The organism is Pseudoalteromonas sp. DY56-GL22, from assembly GCF_041414715.1.
In the GTDB taxonomy this organism is placed as follows: Bacteria; Pseudomonadota; Gammaproteobacteria; order Enterobacterales; family Alteromonadaceae; genus Pseudoalteromonas; species Pseudoalteromonas simplex.
The window spans coordinates 19,088-37,476 of the sequence record NZ_JANHZR010000008.1 but is presented as its reverse complement, the minus strand read 5'-3'; the positions used below and the strand labels follow the sequence as shown (position 1 = coordinate 37,476).

The window sequence follows — 18,389 nt, the reverse complement described above, 5'->3', positions numbered from 1 at the left end:
GAGTAATGAAAAGCATTAATAATTTTGCTGCAAATTGTTTATGTTATAAAGCTACTTTTTACTAACAACATGATTTGCAGCGAATTAAAGCACTAAACTGAAATTATAATAAAAACATAATGTTAGTGTTTATTTTCAATATCTTAAATTATCTTTTAGCTTTTGATGTACAGGTAAGTACTAACAGATAGTCTTCTTCAAAGTAAGAAGCAATTTTTTAACGGTACGTTTAAGAATCCTGATTATGAAAGATTACTTCAAGCCTTTTCGCTGCAGTATATACCTAATGGTGTTATTAACTGTTTCTGGTTGCAGTAATGAGCTGCTGCTAAGCTCTACCGTTAATTCTATGCAAAGTTTTGCACTTCGCTTAATCGATCCTATTTTTCAAATTAATGTAAAAACTAGTTCTGAGCTTCAATCAACGGCTACACAAAAAAATACCCTAGCCACTGCTGCTATATTAGCACCTACAAAACCTAATTATACTTTTGCGTTACAGTTAGCATCAGTTAGCTCTGAGACCGCAATAGAAGTCACCTTTCATAAAATGGCAAAACAAGCGCCTAGTATTTTTCAAGGTAAACCAATTTTGAATGTTGAAGTTGCAGACGTGCATGATAGAACTTTCTACCGCTTAAAGTTTGGAGGCTATAAGTATTTAAAAAATGCGAAAGCTGACTGCGCGGCTATTAAGCGACAAGGTATTGATTGTTGGGTTAGTAAATACACAGATAATCGAATTTATTTTTAGCGTCAAATATTCACTCTAAAGGTGGCATTTTTATTGCTAATATTTAAGTCTGTTTTTTAGAATTGACGTCACCATGCATTTTTCTATTTTCTCTAAATATTTATTGTTAACCATCTGCTTAACTGCTTTAACAGCATGTATGATGAGCCAAGAACAAAGCCAGCCTGTTTATACTGAACAGCAGGTACAGCAATTTGCTGCCGAGTGGCAAAATCAACAGCCTAGCATTGAACGTCTTGCTGCAATGGAAAAAGACCTTGCGTTGTTAATCGAGGTACTTTCGGCTAATAGTGATTTAACTGCACAACCATCGGCATTTGAGCCGCAAAATGATGTGATCTATCACCAAAGTGAGCAAATACAATCTCAGCAATCATCATCAATCGACTCATTAGAAACGATTATTGCTGCAAACAAAGCAGCAGAAGCAGGTGTGCAATTAGGTTTATATTTAACGCCGAAAAAGGTCAGACATCAGGTCTTGAACCTTAAACGTGATTATCCTGCTGTTTTAAATGACCTAGATTTTCGCTTTAAAACTCGTGAGCAAAAAGGGGTAACCTTGTATGGATTACGAGCAGGTCCATTTGCAAATTATACTCAGGCGACAGCTTTTTGTGAGATAGCCAAAAGAATGGGGCAAACTTGTGTGACAGCCCCTTTTATTGGGGAGATGCTATAAGTATCTTTCCTCTTGGAAATTAGGGGATTAACCTTAAAGTATTTGTTCTAGAGGTCGATAAAGCTTAAGATACAGCAAAATGGCTTAGCCATTTATTTATAAGGACTTAATATGAAATTACCTCTTTCTTTAATTGCATGCTCATTAGCATTTTCTGCTTTTTATTCTTATGCCACTACTGAATCTTTCAGTGCAACAGTAAAGGTTCAAAACTCAGTTGTTTTAACAAAAGGAAATGATCTAAATTTTGGTACTATTCGTGCCGTAGCCGATCCTTCAGGTGCTGCGCAAGCTGTTTTAACAATTAACCCAGAACCTGATGCAAGCCCTGTTTCAACAAGAACAGATGCATCTCCTGCGATTATTTCAATTATTGAGCAAGGGTCTCCTGCTTCATTTACGGTATCGGAAGCGGTGCCTAATGCGCGTTTGTCGATTACTGATCCTACAGCTAATATTTTAGCTTCTGATGGACAAGGTTTAAATGAGCCAAACTTTATTGTTGATGAATGGAAGTATTTTATTACTTCAGGCCCAAATGCAAATGCTTATTACCTTCCAGGCAGCCCAAACTTAACAGCAGATGCAGACGGCAGTGTTGAGTTTAACATTGGTGCCAATTTATCTACCTCAAATTCGGCGTCATCTGAGCCTTATCGTGATGTTGAGTATACCGGCACTTTCCAATTAGAAGTTGCTTACTAATAATACTAGGTAATTAGTCATGCGCTTTTTGCTTTTAGCTACTGTTTTATTTTGTGTGTTCTCAACACCCTTACAGGCTGCGAGCACAGAGCAACAAGCGCTTGATTTTGGTACTCTAGTTATTCTAGCTAATACAAATACCAGCTCTGTAATCGTCAAAGATGATGGCAGTATCAATACGCAGGGCTCGGTTTATGTTCTTAAAAATGGCCGCCCTGCAGAATTATTACTTACTGACTTTCCAGCTAGAACTCAGCTAACTATGAATCTAGTTGCCCCAGTTGACTTAACACATGATATCGATGGCAACTCGAGTGCTGGATTTTCTGTACGCCTTAATGGTTTTCCTAAATATGTGATTACCAATGAATTTGGTGAAGCAAAAGTATTTATTGGCGGTATTTTAACGACAGACCGTAGCGCTAAACCATACGCTGATGGTCAGTATTCTTCTACAACTTTTTTAGAAATATCAGTCGATTACTAAGGATAGATATGTTCGCAAAACGTCTTTTATGTGGACTTCTTTTTGTTTTTTTCAGTCAATATGCAACGGCAAACTTACTTATTTCACCAACGCGGGTTTCATTTGATGAGCGCCAACGAAGCGCAAAAGTCACCGTCATTAATAGCTCAGAAGAGTACCGTACATACCGCGTGGTATGGAGCGAAAAATTAGCGCTACCTGGTGGGGGCTATCAAACATTGAGTGAGCCAGTAACCACGAGCCTTTCTCCTATGGCACGCTTATCACCAAAGCAAATTCGCTTAGCACCTGGCGAAAGGCAAACGATTAAAATAGCAATTAGAAAGCCTAAGGATTTGGCTAAAGGGGAATATCGTTCCCATTTACTATTCCAAGCCTTACCAAATGAAGATAAGGCAGCTAAGGCTGGACTTAAAGTGAATATGATTTTGAGTTTTAGTATTCCAGTTGTATATCGTGAACAAGGTGAGCTGCCAAAAGTTACATTTCAAACTGCAGAAATAGTTGAAGATTCGGTGAACAAAAAACCAAAAATTGCCGTTAAATTAACTGAACAACAAGGTTTTAGTAGTTACGGTCGACTTAGCGCGTATGTTACTAATTCTGCAGGTAAACAAGAAAAAATCGCAGAAATCGGGAATCTAAGCCTATACCCTGAAATTGAACAAGCGACTGTGTTGTTAGATTTATTCTCTGGTAAACAGATGCCAAAACAAGGGAACATTGAGCTTAAATATCAAGGTGCCGATGAGTATGAAGGCGTCGATTTTGGCTCATATTCATTGCCTATTCGACATTAGGGATTAATGCGAAAAATTTATGAATCGCTTATTTGCGTTAGGGCTTATGCTATTAAGTCCTATCAGCGTTGCTAATTCGACTGTGAGTACAGAGGATGTACTAGCTAGACTCAATGCCATAAAGGCTAAGCTAAATGGCGAACAGCTTTACGCTACACAATCAAAGCATATACCTGCTGTTAATCATTCTGCAGATACCTTAGACGCTCAGCAACGAATTGCCACTGGGGAATTTTTGCTATTTTCAATTTATTTAAATGAAAATTACCTCGGTGAGATTTTTGCCCTTAAGTCTGATCAAGACATATTGCTGGGGCTTTCAGGGCTAGTTGATATCTTACAATTAGCAATCAATGTCGATATATCAGCCGAGAGGGCCGAAGGTTGGTTCATTAACACCAATAAAACCTTTCAATTAACAGCTCAAAAACAGTTGATTACAGATACAAAAAAGTGGCAGCTTACAGAACAACAAATTAGTGTTGATGATGATATTTATATAGAGGCAGCAGTACTCGCTGAGGCTTTAGAATTTCAGCATCGCTCTGATTACGCAAGCTTAGAGCTGTATATTGAAACTGAGTCTGTTTATCCGGTTGTCGCCCAAGCGCAGCGACATAAAAAACAACTACAAAGCTATAGTACTCAAAAGCAAGCAACTTTACCTTGGAAACCAAGCCCATACCAGGCCTTATCTGTCCCTGTGGCTGACTTACAATTGAACTATACCCAAGATAATGATGGTAGTCAGGCAAGTTACTCATTACTTGGCTCGCAAGATTTTGCATACCTTACTATGGAATACTTTTTATCGGGCCGTGAAAGTGATTTATTGAATAACTCAAGACTAACTTTCTCCAAGCAAGATGTGAATAATCAGCTGTTAGGTCCACTTGCTGCAAGTCTTATTGAGGTAGGTGATGTCACAGCTACGCAAGTTGGCAGCCGTTATAACAACCAGTACGGGCGCGGAGTTAAAATTTCGAATTATCAACTTGGGCAAGCAGTTAATAATAATCGAGTGAATCTAACTGGTGCAGTACAGCCAGGTTGGGATGTTGAATTATACCGCAATGGTATTTTAATTGAGCAGCAATTGAGCTTGGCGGATGGGCGCTATGTTTTTGCTGACGTTGATTTACTGTTTGGTGAAAATAACTTTGAGTTGATTTTTTATGGTCCGCAAGGGCAAGTAGAGCGAAAAACAGAATATTACTACATTGATGGTACGCAGCTTGAACAAGGGGAAGCAGTCTATGAGTTATCTTTTTCAGAGCAAGGCAAGCAGTTATTAGGTAATAACAGTAATAGTGCAAACAAGGGCTGGGTTGCTGCAGGGCGATACCAATATGGATTGAGTGATAACGTTGCTATGTACTCAGGCTTTATGGCGCAAAAGCAAGAGCAAGATGAGTTATACCATGTTGCTCTAGGAACGAATCTCAGCTTGTTAGATAGGTTATTAGTTAATCTGGAGTATGAAGAAAACAATCAACAACAAAGAGAATTTGAATTAACAACAAGAACTAAGCTGGCTGATCAGTCTTTGCTATTCAGCGCAACGAACCGTACAGATAACCAGAATGGTCGAGATATAACGCTGAAAAGCTATCAATTTGATATGTCTGGTGAGCTGATGCAAAACAACTTTGGGCGGCTTAATTATCAAAATAACTTTTTAGTTCAACACGCACAAAGTGGTGATTTAAAGCAAATTTATAACCGTTTAAATTACAGCTATGCAAACGTCTCAATAAATAATTTATTGCAATGGCAAGACCCAAGCGCCGGGCAAGAAAGTGTAGATGGTATGACGCGTTTACAAACACGACTAGGCAGAGTGTACAGTCGGTTTGGTGTTAATTATCGTCTTTCTCCAGTGAGTGAGATAGCAAGTTATGAAGCTGAATTTAGCCGAAGTTTAGGCCCGAGTCTCCAAGCAGAGTTAACTTTAAGGGACTCTCTAGATTACGATGTTCAGTCTGCAGAATTAGGACTAACGTGGCAAAATGACAGGATTAACTTAAGCAGTAATGTTAATTACGATAGTAATGACCAATGGCAAATTCGCTTAAATAGCCGATTTAGCTTTGGTTTTGATAGCCAATATAATCAACCATTTATGAGCAACAGAACATTGACCAATACAGGTAGTTTAATGGTTAATGTGTTTTTAGATGAAAATGATAATGGTATTAAAGACAGTAATGAGAAGGGCTTGGCAGGTGTTAAAGTAAAAGGCTTACAAAATTATCGCCAAGCGATTACTGATGAACAAGGGATCGCGATTCTTTCTGCTATGCCAGCTAACCGCACAACAGATATAGTGCTCGATCGTGACAGTTTTGCTGACCCTTTTATGATCCCCGCCCACGATGGTTTCTCCATAACACCACGAGCAGGCTTTGTTGAGTACATGGATTTTCCAGTAAATAATGCCAGCGAAATAGAAGGCACTGTTTATCAGCAGACAGAGCAAGGAGCTAATGTTCAACCTTATGCCCAAATTACTTTAGTGGATGAGCAAGGTAATGATGTGGCAACTACGCAAGCGGCTTATGATGGCTATTACTTGTTTACTGATATTAAGCCCGGTAAGTATCAGGCGATTGTAGATAAGCAGTACCAAGGACAAAAATCACTGACTAGTACTCAAACACATAAAATACAGTTATCGCCCAAAGGTGATGTGCTGGTGGGAGTTGACATTACTTTGCGCCCACTCGAAAAGCGCCAGGGATATATAGCGAGTATTGGCAAGTTTAATTCACTGAAAATATTAAAGGTGTATTACTCATTGGTGAAACAGCGTTTGTTACAGCAAGGGTTAAAAAACGCTTTTTATATTCACGATAAAGCAAATGCGCACTACACGCTTGCGGTTGGCTATGACGCACAATCTGCAAACGAGCTTGAGCAGCAATGTGTGCAGCTAATATCACAAGCAATTAAATGCCATGTAACAGAGCAGCATGTTCAACACTAGCAAGGAGTAAATTATGGTTTTTACGACTTTTCAAAATCTGAAGAAAGTATGGTTAGTTTTACTGGTTACTCCTATCTTTGGTTGCCAAAGCGTATCAGAGCCACAAGTGAGTGAAGAAAACTTAGTGAAAATTAGCAAACAAGAGCTTATGGAGCTAAGGCAGTCGCATCAGCAATTCCAAGCAATGAAGCCAGAGCTTGAGCGCTTGCTGACAATTGAAAGTGAGTTAACCTTACTCACTGAACAACTTACTTTGTTAAATACGCAGCAATCTGAGCCTGTAAATACTAAAAAGTCATCAGTAACCGCCCCTCAGTTTATTGCGGAGCCTGCAGCCAAGTTTGCACTACAGCTTGCTTCCGTAACAGAAATACCTCGACTAACAGCTCGCCTTGCTGAAATTAAAAAACAAGCGCCGGCACTATTTCATGGTCAGTTTATTGCTAATGTAGAGTCAGTAACTGTAAATGGCGGCACTTTCCATCGTTTGAAAATTGGTGCATATCAACAAAAGCAGCAAGCAGATAATGATTGTAAAAAGTTAGCATCAGTCGGGGTGGCATGCTTGGTATCGCACTATGTGCAAAATCCGCTTGATTTATCCCATCAACAATAATACTTAGGCATAATTATTGCTTTGTACTTACTAAGTTTAGTGAGGATGGCAATTATGCGCCTGTTATTTTATTCAGTTTTTTTAGTGTTGGTGGGTTGTAGCTTAACTGAAAAGCCACAAAAAGCGCCCCCTAGAGAAACCCCAAAATCGCCGATGGCACCTTATACGGTGCATCAATACGTTGCTGATCTAAGTAGTCAGCTGAGCCGTATTCAAGGCCCTTACAAAGGCAATGCACGTATTGCTGTGACCAGTTTCTATATGGCTGATGGCTTAGGTACTGATTTAGCAGAAGATCAGGGCAGTGGCTTGAGTCAGCAAATTCAAGAAAGTTTATTAACGCAATTTACTCAGCTTGGTTTTCATACCATAGAGTATCGATTAGAAAAGACTTTAAATTTGCAGCAATCGGCCGATAGTGTACTTAGTCGTGATGTAAATACCTTGCGTCAACGTCAGAATATTGACTTTGTTATTACCGGCACACTGACGCGGCAACAACATGCCTACATAGTTAACGCCCGATTGGTAAATACCAAAGATCTGCGAATAGTGTCAGCAGCAAGCACCGAGATCCCTATCAATGTGATGTGGGGCGCTGAAAAAGTTCAGCAACGTGATGGCCAGTTGTATCGAAGCGAATATTAAGAGGAACTCATTTAATGAAACGTTTAATTTTAACTTTATGTTTGCCTTTTGGCTTTGGTTGCTCGTCAATGTTAACTGGTGATACAACTCAGCAAGATAATGAGCCTCAATTAGCTGCGCAAAGAGAAGTTGCCGCGCCGCATAGTAACGACAGTGTGTTTCAAACCAATCAGGCGGTGATGAATAACAGCACCTTTACCGCTGCACCAACGCGTAAAAATATTAATCACTATGTGCGTGGCATCATGCAGGACTTAGTTGAAAACTTGCAATATGTTAGCGATAACACGCCGGTTGCTGTTTCAAGCTTTGTATACCTTGATGCAGATTACAACTCAACGAATTTGCTAGGTAATCAAATTGCCGAAAGTTTCATTCATGAGCTTCATGCATTTGGTGTACCTGTCATTGATTTTAAAACCACTGATTATATGCGTGTCACGCCAAGTGGTGACTATGTTTTCAGTCGTGATTATTTAGAGCTAAGCCAAGATCAAAATTTCAATTATGTATTGGCGGGTACTTTGGTTAATCATCAAAGTGGTGTGCTCGTTAATGCCCGCATTGTTGGTTTAGCAAGCAAAGCAGTTGTAGGGTCAGCGCAAGGCTTTATACCACAATCAGTGGTTGATGCCCTTGATAGCACCAACCGTAGTGATGGTATTACACTTAAACAAGCAAGTGAGTAAGCTATGAAAGGTTTTATCTTCGCATCGTTAACGCTCGCGCTTTCTGGCTGCCAATTGCTGCCAGAGCAATCAGCAGAGCCGCAAAATACCGCTCAAAGTGCACCTGCATCAGCAAGTACTCAAGTCGATTATGTTGCTATGCTGCAAGCGCTTGAGCAAAAAGATATGCAGCAGGATAACGCTAACCATCGTTTATTTGTGCCTTATCAACATCATAAAACCGTTGTTAATTATGTCGAGCAAATGGCCCTTGAATTAGTGGATACCATGCAACAAGAAAGCGAGTTAGGAATAGCCATTACTAGCTTTGTTGATTTAGATGCGAGCCTAAAAAACAGCTCTCAACTTGGTAATCAACTCTCTGAAACAATGATGCACCAGCTGCAAAAATTCGGCTTTGGCGTTGTTGATTTTAAAGCGATGGATATCATTAGTGTGACTTCACGTGGTGATTTTGTGATGTCGCGTGATGTAGAAGAGCTAGCCGAGCGTCGCATCGCCAGCCATGTACTTACTGGCACACTGATATATCGCCCTAATGGTGTTGAAGTGAATGCGCGAGTAATTAATTTAAACTCAAAGCTGGTTATTGCTAGCGCACAAAAAGTGATCCCATATTTTGTGCTAAAGAATGAGTCAATCAAATCAGCAACTGCTCGCGTTAACTAGCCTCATTATTTTACCGATCGGCTTGCTCTAAAGCCGGTTGGATTAATTTCTTGATTACCAAAGCCTTAGACCGTTATAATTTTCTGTAGCTTTACCTCAGCTTTTGAGTGGCCTCTTAGTTAAATGGATACCTACTCAGAAAACATTCTATGTAAAAATAAACCTCTGAAGAAAATAGGTGCGTGGAAAAAGCGTACAGATAGCTGAAAAAGTACTATTTCTGAACATAAGCTCGTTTAAATTGTTTATCAGTTTTCGTGTTTTAAGAGAGTACCAGCTCAACCTCTAAAGAAGAATAATCCCACACTTCTCACGCTAGTTTACTAAAACATTTTTTTTAACACTAAAAGTGTTATAATTACGCACAAGGCAAACTAAAGGTTTGCAGAAACATCAATATTCATACTTTAGGTGTTAAAATGTCATCTAAGATAAACTGGCTGGTTGCCCATACATATCCTGGAGCCCTTGTACTACAGCAATGGCTGACCGAGAATGGAATTAGCTATTCCTTGGCTCAAAGATATACGCAAAGTGGTTGGCTGAAGAAGTTATCTTCAGGCGTTTATTATCGCCCAAGCGCAAATGATGATGTTAAACCTGACTGGGTGGGGGTTCTACAAGCAATGGACATGCAGTTAAACCATCCTGTTCATCTGGCTGGGTTAAGCAGCTTGACTCACCAAGGGCTGAGTCACTATTTACAGCTAAGTAAAGAACAAGTTTGGATAGGGGTGAAGAACAAGCAATCATTGCCGAAATGGTTTCGTAAATTTCCCAATCAAAATTGGTTTTATTGTGGGAACCATAAGCTTGAAGTTGCCCCCGAAAAGGACCTGAAAGTGATTACGGTTAAAGGAAAAGAGCTAAAAGCCAGTTGTCCTGAGCTTGCTGCTTACGAAGTTGTTGATGCGATCGGAAAACAAATTTCGTTTGAACATGCTGCAGAGCTTTTTCAAGGGCTTGTAAACCTAAGTCCTAGAAAGGTGCAATCTCTTCTTGAACGTAGTAGCTCGGTTCAAACCAATAGAGTGTTTTTGTTTTTGAGTCATCATCACGGCCATCAATGGACTCAGCGCATTGATGAATCAAAGATCGCATTAGGTTCAGGAAAGCGTCAGGTGGTAGAGCAAGGGCGATTTGATGAGCGTTACCAAATCACTGTGCCAGAAATATTAAGTGTAAAATAAGAAGAAGCAAACAATGGATAGAGAGAGCCCCTACTACAAGCAGGTTTCACTGCTGATTAGAATGTTACCAGTAGTTGCAACAGAGCCTTCATTTGCACTTAAAGGCGGCACTGCTATCAACTTATTTGTGAGAGACTTTCCACGATTGTCTGTGGACATTGACCTTGCCTATCTTCCTCTTGAGCCTAGAGATGAAGCGCTAGCAAATGTAAAAGCTGCGCTTCAACGCATTACCGATTTAATTAATACGCAACCAAATACCAATGCTGTGTTACAAGATCAAAAAGCAGATGAGCTACGTATAATTGTTACTAGTCTAAATGCAACAATTAAAATTGAAGTCTCTCCGGTAGCAAGAGGTACGTTGCATAAACCTGATATCTTACCTGTGCAAGAATCAGTCGAAGATGAGTTTGGTTATGCAGAGCTCCCAGTCGTTAGTCTGCCCGACCTCTATGGCGGAAAACTATGTGCTGCTATGGATCGCCAGCACCCTCGAGACCTATTTGATGTTCGTATGCTGCTTGCAGAGGAAGGTATTTCACGAGATATCTTTGTTGGATTCATTACTTATGTACTAAGCCACCCAAGACCTATCAATGAGGTTATGGCTCCTAACTGGCAACCTCTTGATGAGAAGTTTAAAGCGGAGTTCGATGGCATGACCTTTGAACCCGTTGAGTTAAATGATCTAATTTATATAAGGCCAGTAATGGTAGCTGCACTACAAGCTCATTTTACAGAAAGAGATCGTTCATTTTTGCTGTCATTCAAACAAGGGGATCCTGATTGGTCACTGTTTGATTATCCCCATGCAGCAGAACTGCCTGCTATACGCTGGAAGCTACAAAACATTGCTAAGCTAGCTAAGAATCAAGAAAAACATACAGAGCAGCTAGCTAAATTAGAGGCTGTACTTGATGAATGGCTGAAACAAAGAAATGCTAATTAACGCTGTGAAAAGCATTTATTAAATAAGCTTACTCTCCGTCGTCCCATGAATTCAAAAAGTCAGCTAGTACATCACCATGACAAGCGTTCGGTTTACAAAAGCACCCAAGCCTTTTACCAGCCAATTTGTACACCTCAGACTTATCTTTATTAGGAAACTTTTCAAAGTCAAAATCGTACTTAAACTTTCTTATGACTTCATCTCTGTCATCACCATTTTCATACATCGAGTAAGGATTTCCCCAGTAAGATCCTCTCCCAATATATTCGTATTTTTCATTGGAGGTTAACCCTTTATATTTATTGTCTTTTTTTATATTTATTACTCGAGTTATCTTAATTTTTATCCTTCTAATTGGCACTATTCTCAACCTAATAGAAGCTAACTCCTCTACGAACTCTTCTCCATCATCAAATATGATTGCATGAGTTATGTTTTCTAAATCAAATTTAGGAATATTCACTGTCGCTGTATCTGGAAGGTGTATGGCAACATACTTTTCGACAAATCCATTTGGATCAGAATAATAGCTGATTTTCTGTGGCGAATTTTCCGATAAGATATTTTTCAATTTTCTTTCGAATTTTTCAAAGCTCAAAAACAAACTAGGATATAGTATTAATAAGTTCATCTAATCAGACCAAGTGTTTAACTTCGAATTTAGTATTCCAATTTTCATTTAAGTACTCAATGACTAGCCTTCTGTGGCAATGATGTGGCTTATGTTCACTACACAGCAAGCACCCATCTTCAATTATTTCTTTATCGATTCTTTCTATTCTTCTTTGTGCCATAAGATTCATGAATTTATCTTCATATCCTTCCCATGACATTGTTCCTTTTTTATATGGGTCTAGTATACCTTTTGTAGGTGCTAAATCAGGAATATGAACATAATCTATGGCACATAATTCCTTTAGAAAAAAAATCAGGTCATTTTTTTTTGCGAATCCAGCTAATTGCGATACATTGTTAAGCCTGACATCAACTAAGGTTTTTATTTCTTCATTCCGAAGAAGCCCAAAGAACTGTTCAGCCTTCTTTTGAGTAAATCCGATAGAGTAAATTTTCATTGTTTAACCTCGAAAATTCCGGCAGCTAGTTTATAATAGTAGCCTTCCCATGCTTCTCCTAAACTGATGGTCATATAGCATTGCCCAGTGGGTATATAGCGACCTTCACCACGAGCTAAATAGATTCGTTCAACTTCAGGGTCAGTTACGGAAAATAAATAATTAGTACCACGATATAGAAATGATGCTCTAACCCTTTTTTTACCGTTTCCAAATTCAGCACCCTCAACACGAACAATAATCTCTAAATTTTCTGGTTTTATTAGGTATAGAGATTGACCAGGTGCAGTGATTGCTGTGGTAGGTACACGGTCATTAGTTCCATTGTAGCTTGAATGACCCGTTTGCCAAAGTGAGGGGGGCTCATCAACTAACAAATCAAGGGAGCCTGCATACTTTCCTCTATTAGACCAGTAGTAACCGTCATTGATCGTGTAGTTCTCTATTTGCGCTGGGTGATCTGATTTGCTTTTAAACGTTACACCAACTATGTCAAAGACTTGAGCTGTACTTCCATCCTGATAGCGCCTATCAATTTCGGAGATTTCATGATCTCTACGCTCACTGATTGGTCGGATCCAGTTTCCATAAGCTCCTGCAATTAGCTCTTTACCTGCTATACAGCGACCTGATACTTTCCGTGAATTGGCTAGACAGATGAATTCTTTATACATTGGTTCACTCCTTCCTTGAAGAACTTATCAATAAGTACGCGGAGCATTCTTATTCGCCTACTTAAACTTTATAATAGTAAACAGAATCTCCAAAGAGACTCAATTCCTGATTAACTAACTTTAGAATATATTTATCACCTTACTAATACAATACTTCTCATATTTCAATAGATAATTGGTATTTCACATCTTGTGATAGAATTGGATTGTTCCTCCAAACATATATGAAATATTCTAATCCAAATTAAATTCTGTTTTTGCAAAAAAACATTTTCAAAATTTAGCTTCGCACTGGTCGAGTGTGGGGCAATTTTTTTTAACTTTAAAGCGCACTCACTGGGTGTGGATTGATTTTTTTTCGCACTCGATGAGTGCGGACTTCTGGCAGTGATTTTGTCATATATGGCAGAGTCACTGCCACTCGTGGCAGTAGAGGGTTTTTATCACACTTAAAACTGTGTGTTTTTTATTATCTCGTAAGTTTTATCTTTACCATCTAACTTTGACAAAAAATTACTTACTGTTATACAAGGATTTTTCCCTTAAATCTTGTGTAAGCGTTGCGTATAATGGTTTCTAGATAATTAATATTTGAAGTTGTTGAAAATGGTGAGTTCACTTATACGAGACTTCAGCTGTTAGTGATAACGTTCGCAATGCAATTATTGTGGCATGTAACAATTTAAATCAAAGCTAAAAAGGCATAAATTCAGCTCTAACTCACGGAGCTATAAATCAGCAAACCTGTGAAGCTCATATTGGCGTGGTGAATGGATTAGTTGCGATGATGCATCAGGTGTTATTAAACCTAGATCCAGTTTACGTAGCTAACGCTATTCTCATTCAAGCTCGTTTAAATAATGGGGAGGATGTATGGCATCTTGAAATTATTAAATTATTTAATATGAAGTTGAATAAATAATATTCTTTCGTGAATCTAGGTATAGTAAAAATAAAGAAAAATTGATATTTTAAACCCACTGGAATCACAGTCCCCGTGGCACAGCTGGATAGCGCGATCCCCTCCTAAGGGATAGGTCGCAGGTTCGAATCCTGCCGGGGACGCCAGTAACTTTTCAATCAAAACGTTGCTTTTTCCAATCTACAAGCTCAACCACTTATTAGCAGCTGCTAATAATATCTTAATCTCTGTTTACTATAGAAAAACTATAGAGCGATAGATCCATTTTGAAAGTCTTCGTAAATAAAGGCTTTTTTTACATTCAAAATCGTCTTGACTATCGCCTCCTAAGGGGCAGTTACAGGTTCGATTCCTGTAGGGGCTACCAATAAAATCAATGGTTAGTCATGTTCTTCTTTGAGGCAAATTTGTAGCATTAAAGTTCCAAATCGATTGCCTAAATCAATATCCGATAAATTTGAGTGTTCTATTAAATAATACAGATTTCTTCATTCGAACAGTCTTCTTATCAAGTCGTTTTTTAGTGCTGCCAGCATTTCACTTACTCAACACTATGTCTATTTTCAATATTAAAAAACAATACGTTTGTCGTGTTCTTTACTGTTTTTCTTGCTGTTTGATTGAAATCTAAACTAATCATTATTTTGCAGATTAGTTTTAACCCCGCCTATAAAAGTGACAGGTTCTAACTACTTCCTATGGCTAAAAACAGAATAAGGATATTGATATGTTGATTATTACGAATAGAAATATAAATAAATCAAACTTTAAAAATGGCGTAGGCGATCACAATGCTTTTGGTGACTACGCAAACGCTAAAGGACCTAATGAAGTTAGGCTCGCTTATGCAGATAAAGTAGAGGGAGTATGGCAAGTGCGACTAGTCACTGAGCCATCTAAAATCACAGAGAATAATATTCCCTCTAAAAAAGCATTTGCAGAAGTTCGTGAACGGCTCACTTCTTCAGGTAAAAACTGCGTTTTTTTTGTACATGGCTTTAATCAAAGCTTTTATAAGAACTTAGAAAAGTCATTAGCATTAGAAAAAGAGCATGGGGTTGAGGTTGTTGTTTTTTCTTGGCCCTCTAATCCTGGAGGTTTTAAGACAAAAGAATACCGAAGCGCTAAGAGAAATGCACAGGCGTCAGTTGGTGCTTTGGATGCTACGTTGGAAAAGCTAGGTCATTACATGAAAGAGCCGTTCAATAAAGAGGCCCTTGAGGCATGTGATATTAAATTTACCTTTATGACATACAGTTTGGGGAATTATTTGTTTCAGAATTACGTTATCAACGCTTTATACGAAGCTGAAACAAGAATGTTTGATAACGTTGTATTGTGCCAAGCTGATGTTGATAACGCAGGTCATCAACATTGGGTAAATAACATAGAAGCTGGAAAACGAGTTTATATTACGATCAATGAAAATGATTGGGTCCTAAAATGGTCTGATGCGAATTTTCAAAAAGATCGGTTAGGAAGAACTGCTAGGAATTTGGTCGCTTCAAATGCTTTTTATTTTGACTTTACTGGCGGCCCAAATGTAGGGAAAACCCATGGCCTGTTCTATGAAAAGACAAATGATGTAGTTAAATCATTTTTTACAACTGTTTTAAATGGCGGTAGAGGTGAGGAGACTGATGGCTTAGTTTTTGATAGTAGGTTGAACGCTTATAGATTTTAGCTCTAAAATGAGGCTATTATTTTTTTAATAGCCTCATTAAAATTAACCCGTTACTTTTTCAAGCTCGCCTGTGCGCCATGGTTCAATGATGATTTTGATATGGTCGTTTGGTTTAAATAACGTATCAAATGCACCTTGTACGCCGTCGATGCCGACTTTACCAGTACGCATTTTTTGCCATGCAATTTTGCCTGACGCGATGTTCTCAAGTGATTGTGCAAACTCTTCTGGTTGGTAGTAATAAGAGAAAATAAGGTCTAACTCTTTCACTGTGGCATAAGCAAAGTTAACGTTTAGTGGCGCGGTATGTACACCAGTTACAATGATTTTTGCTTTTGCTGGCGCACGTAAAATGTAATCGTTTAATAAGCGGCTTACACCAGCACATTCAAAAATAACCACCTTGTTGTTACCCGCAAGTGCTGCGGCTGTAGCAACTTCATCATCCGCCATAGGGTTAACATATACTGTGGCGCCAAATTCAAGGGCAATTTGTTTTTTACTTTCTTGTGGATCAGAGGCAACGATGTGTTTTACGCCTTGAAGCTTTAACGCGGCAATCGCGGCAAGGCCAATTGGGCCACAGCCAACCACAATGGCAACATCATCATTATTCATTTGTGCACGGTTCACTGCGTGCAGGCCAACAGCAAGTGGTTCTGTAATGGCTGCTGCTTCTGATGGAACAGCATCAGGAATAGGTAATAGCAAGGCTTCATCAACAATAAAGTATTCAGAGTAGGCACCATATAGCCCAGGGGTTACACCTACGCCAGCGCCGCCCGCAGAAAGTAAAATTGGCACTGAGGTTACGCGGGTGCCTTTAGCTAATTCGCCTTTAGTATTTGGGCCGTAGCTAACGATTTCTGCCGCGTACTCATGGCCTAATAATACTTCTTGGTCGTTGCCTGCCTCTTTAGCCATGATGCCAAGGTTTTTATAGATATCGAATACATCGCTTGTGTGGCGGGTTATATGAATATCAGAACCGCAAATACCGCAAGCTAGGCTTTTTACAAGTACTTGGCCGGGTCCGGGAGTAGGAATATCAATTTTTTTTACATGCAACTTGCCATTTTGCATGGCAACAGAATTCATTTGGCTCATATGTGTGTCCTCAATTCACCTTATTTGTGAATTATTAGACTAAAGTAAAGCGCCTGCCTTTATCTTGACTTTTTACGACAAAAACACAGCTTATTACGACACTGTTGTTTGTAAACTGCTCATTGTGGAGTGTTTAAAGTTAAAACCCTAAGAGTGATTAGGGTTTTTACTTTATTAAGGTTTAGCCGAAGTAGGCTGTATTGAGGTATAAATGAGTTAATACTCCAGCAAAGTAACCGAGTAAAATGACCGGCGACCATTTTAAGTGGCTATTAAAGGTGTAGATCCCTCGCGCTTGACCCATTAATGCAACTCCTGCCGCAGAGCCAATTGATAGCAGGCTACCACCAATTCCAGCTGTTAGCGTGATAAGCAGCCATTGACCGTGCGACATATCAGGCATCATTTGTAGCACTGCAAACATCACTGGAATGTTATCGACTACCGCTGACATTAAACCAAGAATAATGTTCGCACCGGTGGCAGACCAGTTGTTATAAAGTAAATCAGAAAGTAGCGCTAAGTAGCCGATAAACCCTAAGCCACCAACACAAATAACGATGCCATAAAAGAACAAGAGCGTGTCCCACTCTGCTCTCGATACACGGCTAAATACATCAAAAGGAACAACGTTACCTAAGCGAGATAAGCGCTCTTTATCACCTTCACGCTCTGCCATCGCGCGTTTTCTGGCAAGAGAGCCGGGGAGTGTCACGCGTAAGAAGTAACCAAAAAACTGTAAATAGCCAAGGCCCATCATCATGCCCACAACTGGCGGTAAACCAAAGGCGGTTTTTAGCACCACGGCGGTTAAAATTGTCAGTAAGAATAAGCACAATATGCGAAGCGCACCGCGTTTAAGTTCAATATCTTCATCGGCCGTATCAGGGTGACGGTTATTGATAAATAAAGACATAACAAAGGCAGGAATAATATAGCTGACTAAAGCTGGCAGAAATAAAACAAAGAACTCGGTAAAGGCGACAACATCGGCTTGCCAAACCATCAGTGTCGTGATGTCACCAAATGGGCTGAATGCGCCGCCGGCATTAGCGGCAATCACTATATTTACGCATGACATAGCAATAAAGCGGTTATCATTTGCTGCAACTTTCATTACCACAGCACATAAAAGTAGTGCGGTTGTTAAGTTATCGGCTACAGGTGAAATACAAAATGCCAGTACACCACTTATCCAAAATAATTGTTTGTAGCTAAAGCCCCTCGCAACCAGCCAGCTTCTTAGGCCATCAAATAAACGGCGTTCTTCTAGGGCGTTAATGTAGGTCATCGCAACGAGCAAAAATAGCATTAACTCCGAAAATTCTAACAAGGCATGGCGAAATGCGTCGGTGCTCAGATCAGATAAGTTTTGTGCACTGTATTGCCAAGCAATAAGGGTCCAAATAATCCCGGCTGCAACTAATACGGGTTTTGATTTGCGTAAGTGAATTTTTTCTTCGAGTATGACGAGCACATAAGCAAAGATAAAAATAACAAGGCAGATAATGCCAACAGGATGGGTGAGTAAATCGATAGTACCAGTTGACGCAGCATGAGCTTGGCCACCGAAACATAGCAAGGATAGGATCAGTCCTTGTAATAGTTTTTTCATTGTATATTCCACTTAATTCATCTTAAATTCGTTACGGTTTGAGTAAATGTAGCTGCAGACATTTTAAGTTTATTCTTGGCTTTATGTAACAATTTGGTAACTAAGGTGTTGGTATTTTGAATATAAATATGGGTGA

At 39.3% G+C, this 18,389-nt stretch carries 18 protein-coding genes and 1 tRNA gene; 14 read left to right on the top strand and 5 right to left on the bottom strand.

Going from position 1 to position 18,389, the window contains the following annotated elements:
* Positions 1-244: 244 nt before the first annotated feature.
* The 12 genes from NO991_RS16420 (at position 245) to NO991_RS16365 (ending at position 11,178) form a co-directional block, all read left to right on the top strand.
* Positions 245-754, top strand: a complete 510-nt coding sequence (locus NO991_RS16420) for an SPOR domain-containing protein (protein ID WP_054554356.1) — start codon at positions 245-247, stop codon at positions 752-754.
* Positions 755-827: 73 nt separating this feature from the next.
* Positions 828-1,436, top strand: a complete 609-nt coding sequence (locus NO991_RS16415) for an SPOR domain-containing protein (protein WP_082389317.1) — start codon at positions 828-830, stop codon at positions 1,434-1,436.
* 111 nt (positions 1,437-1,547) lie between these two features.
* The gene (locus NO991_RS16410; RefSeq protein ID WP_138618693.1) at positions 1,548-2,141 is read left to right on the top strand and encodes a DUF4402 domain-containing protein; all 594 of its coding nucleotides are present in this window, start codon (positions 1,548-1,550) and stop codon (positions 2,139-2,141) included.
* A 19-nt stretch (positions 2,142-2,160) separates the two neighbouring features.
* The gene (locus tag NO991_RS16405; protein WP_300545583.1) at positions 2,161-2,628 is read left to right on the top strand and encodes a DUF4402 domain-containing protein; all 468 of its coding nucleotides are present in this window, start codon (positions 2,161-2,163) and stop codon (positions 2,626-2,628) included.
* A gap of 8 nt (positions 2,629-2,636) precedes the next feature.
* On the top strand, positions 2,637-3,428 hold the full coding sequence (locus tag NO991_RS16400; protein ID WP_300357133.1) for a fimbria/pilus periplasmic chaperone: 792 nt from the start codon (positions 2,637-2,639) through the stop codon (positions 3,426-3,428).
* A 19-nt stretch (positions 3,429-3,447) separates the two neighbouring features.
* On the top strand, positions 3,448-6,414 hold the full coding sequence (locus tag NO991_RS16395) for a hypothetical protein (protein WP_371352201.1): 2,967 nt from the start codon (positions 3,448-3,450) through the stop codon (positions 6,412-6,414).
* A 13-nt stretch (positions 6,415-6,427) separates the two neighbouring features.
* Positions 6,428-7,030 (top strand): SPOR domain-containing protein, encoded by a 603-nt coding sequence (locus NO991_RS16390; protein WP_300357139.1) that lies wholly within the window; start codon positions 6,428-6,430, stop codon positions 7,028-7,030.
* 54 nt (positions 7,031-7,084) lie between these two features.
* Positions 7,085-7,678, top strand: a complete 594-nt coding sequence (locus NO991_RS16385; RefSeq protein WP_054554363.1) for a FlgO family outer membrane protein — start codon at positions 7,085-7,087, stop codon at positions 7,676-7,678.
* A gap of 14 nt (positions 7,679-7,692) precedes the next feature.
* Positions 7,693-8,367 carry a FlgO family outer membrane protein gene (locus tag NO991_RS16380; RefSeq protein WP_209327636.1) on the top strand — a complete coding sequence of 225 codons (675 nt, stop codon included), beginning with the start codon at positions 7,693-7,695 and terminating at the stop codon, positions 8,365-8,367.
* Positions 8,368-8,370: 3 nt separating this feature from the next.
* A complete protein-coding gene (locus tag NO991_RS16375) occupies positions 8,371-9,036 on the top strand; it encodes a FlgO family outer membrane protein (protein ID WP_300357147.1) in 666 nt (221 codons plus the stop codon).
* Positions 9,037-9,455: 419 nt separating this feature from the next.
* Entirely contained in the window at positions 9,456-10,226 is a 771-nt protein-coding gene (locus NO991_RS16370; protein WP_300357150.1) for a type IV toxin-antitoxin system AbiEi family antitoxin, read from the top strand.
* A gap of 13 nt (positions 10,227-10,239) precedes the next feature.
* Positions 10,240-11,178: a nucleotidyl transferase AbiEii/AbiGii toxin family protein gene (locus tag NO991_RS16365; RefSeq protein WP_300357152.1), complete on the top strand. Its 939-nt coding sequence runs from the start codon at positions 10,240-10,242 to the stop codon at positions 11,176-11,178.
* Between the two features lie 28 nt (positions 11,179-11,206).
* Here the strand turns inward: NO991_RS16365 and NO991_RS16360 are convergent, their stop codons facing one another.
* From NO991_RS16360 to NO991_RS16350, 3 genes are read right to left on the bottom strand one after another with little or no spacing between them, the layout of a single operon-like run.
* A complete protein-coding gene (locus NO991_RS16360) occupies positions 11,207-11,809 on the bottom strand; it encodes a DUF4326 domain-containing protein (RefSeq protein WP_300357155.1) in 603 nt (200 codons plus the stop codon).
* 4 nt (positions 11,810-11,813) lie between these two features.
* Entirely contained in the window at positions 11,814-12,251 is a 438-nt protein-coding gene (locus NO991_RS16355) for a DUF488 family protein (protein WP_300357158.1), read from the bottom strand.
* Positions 12,248-12,925: a hypothetical protein gene (locus NO991_RS16350; protein ID WP_300357160.1), complete on the bottom strand. Its 678-nt coding sequence runs from the start codon at positions 12,923-12,925 to the stop codon at positions 12,248-12,250. Before NO991_RS16350 ends, NO991_RS16355 begins: the two co-directional genes overlap by 4 nt.
* Before the next feature lie 991 nt (positions 12,926-13,916).
* Between NO991_RS16350 and NO991_RS16345 the strand changes: the two genes are divergently transcribed.
* Positions 13,917-13,993: transfer RNA gene (locus tag NO991_RS16345), tRNA-Arg, on the top strand.
* 581 nt (positions 13,994-14,574) lie between these two features.
* Positions 14,575-15,531, top strand: a complete 957-nt coding sequence (locus NO991_RS16340; RefSeq protein ID WP_166341774.1) for an alpha/beta hydrolase — start codon at positions 14,575-14,577, stop codon at positions 15,529-15,531.
* Between the two features lie 42 nt (positions 15,532-15,573).
* On the opposite strand, the gene NO991_RS16335 is transcribed toward NO991_RS16340, so the two are convergent.
* Complete coding sequence (locus NO991_RS16335; protein ID WP_166341772.1) at positions 15,574-16,638, bottom strand: zinc-binding dehydrogenase; 1,065 nt, start codon at positions 16,636-16,638, stop codon at positions 15,574-15,576.
* Between the two features lie 181 nt (positions 16,639-16,819).
* Positions 16,820-18,253 carry a sodium:proton antiporter NhaD gene (nhaD, locus tag NO991_RS16330; protein WP_054554368.1) on the bottom strand — a complete coding sequence of 478 codons (1,434 nt, stop codon included), beginning with the start codon at positions 18,251-18,253 and terminating at the stop codon, positions 16,820-16,822.
* Positions 18,254-18,389: the final 136 nt, after the last annotated feature.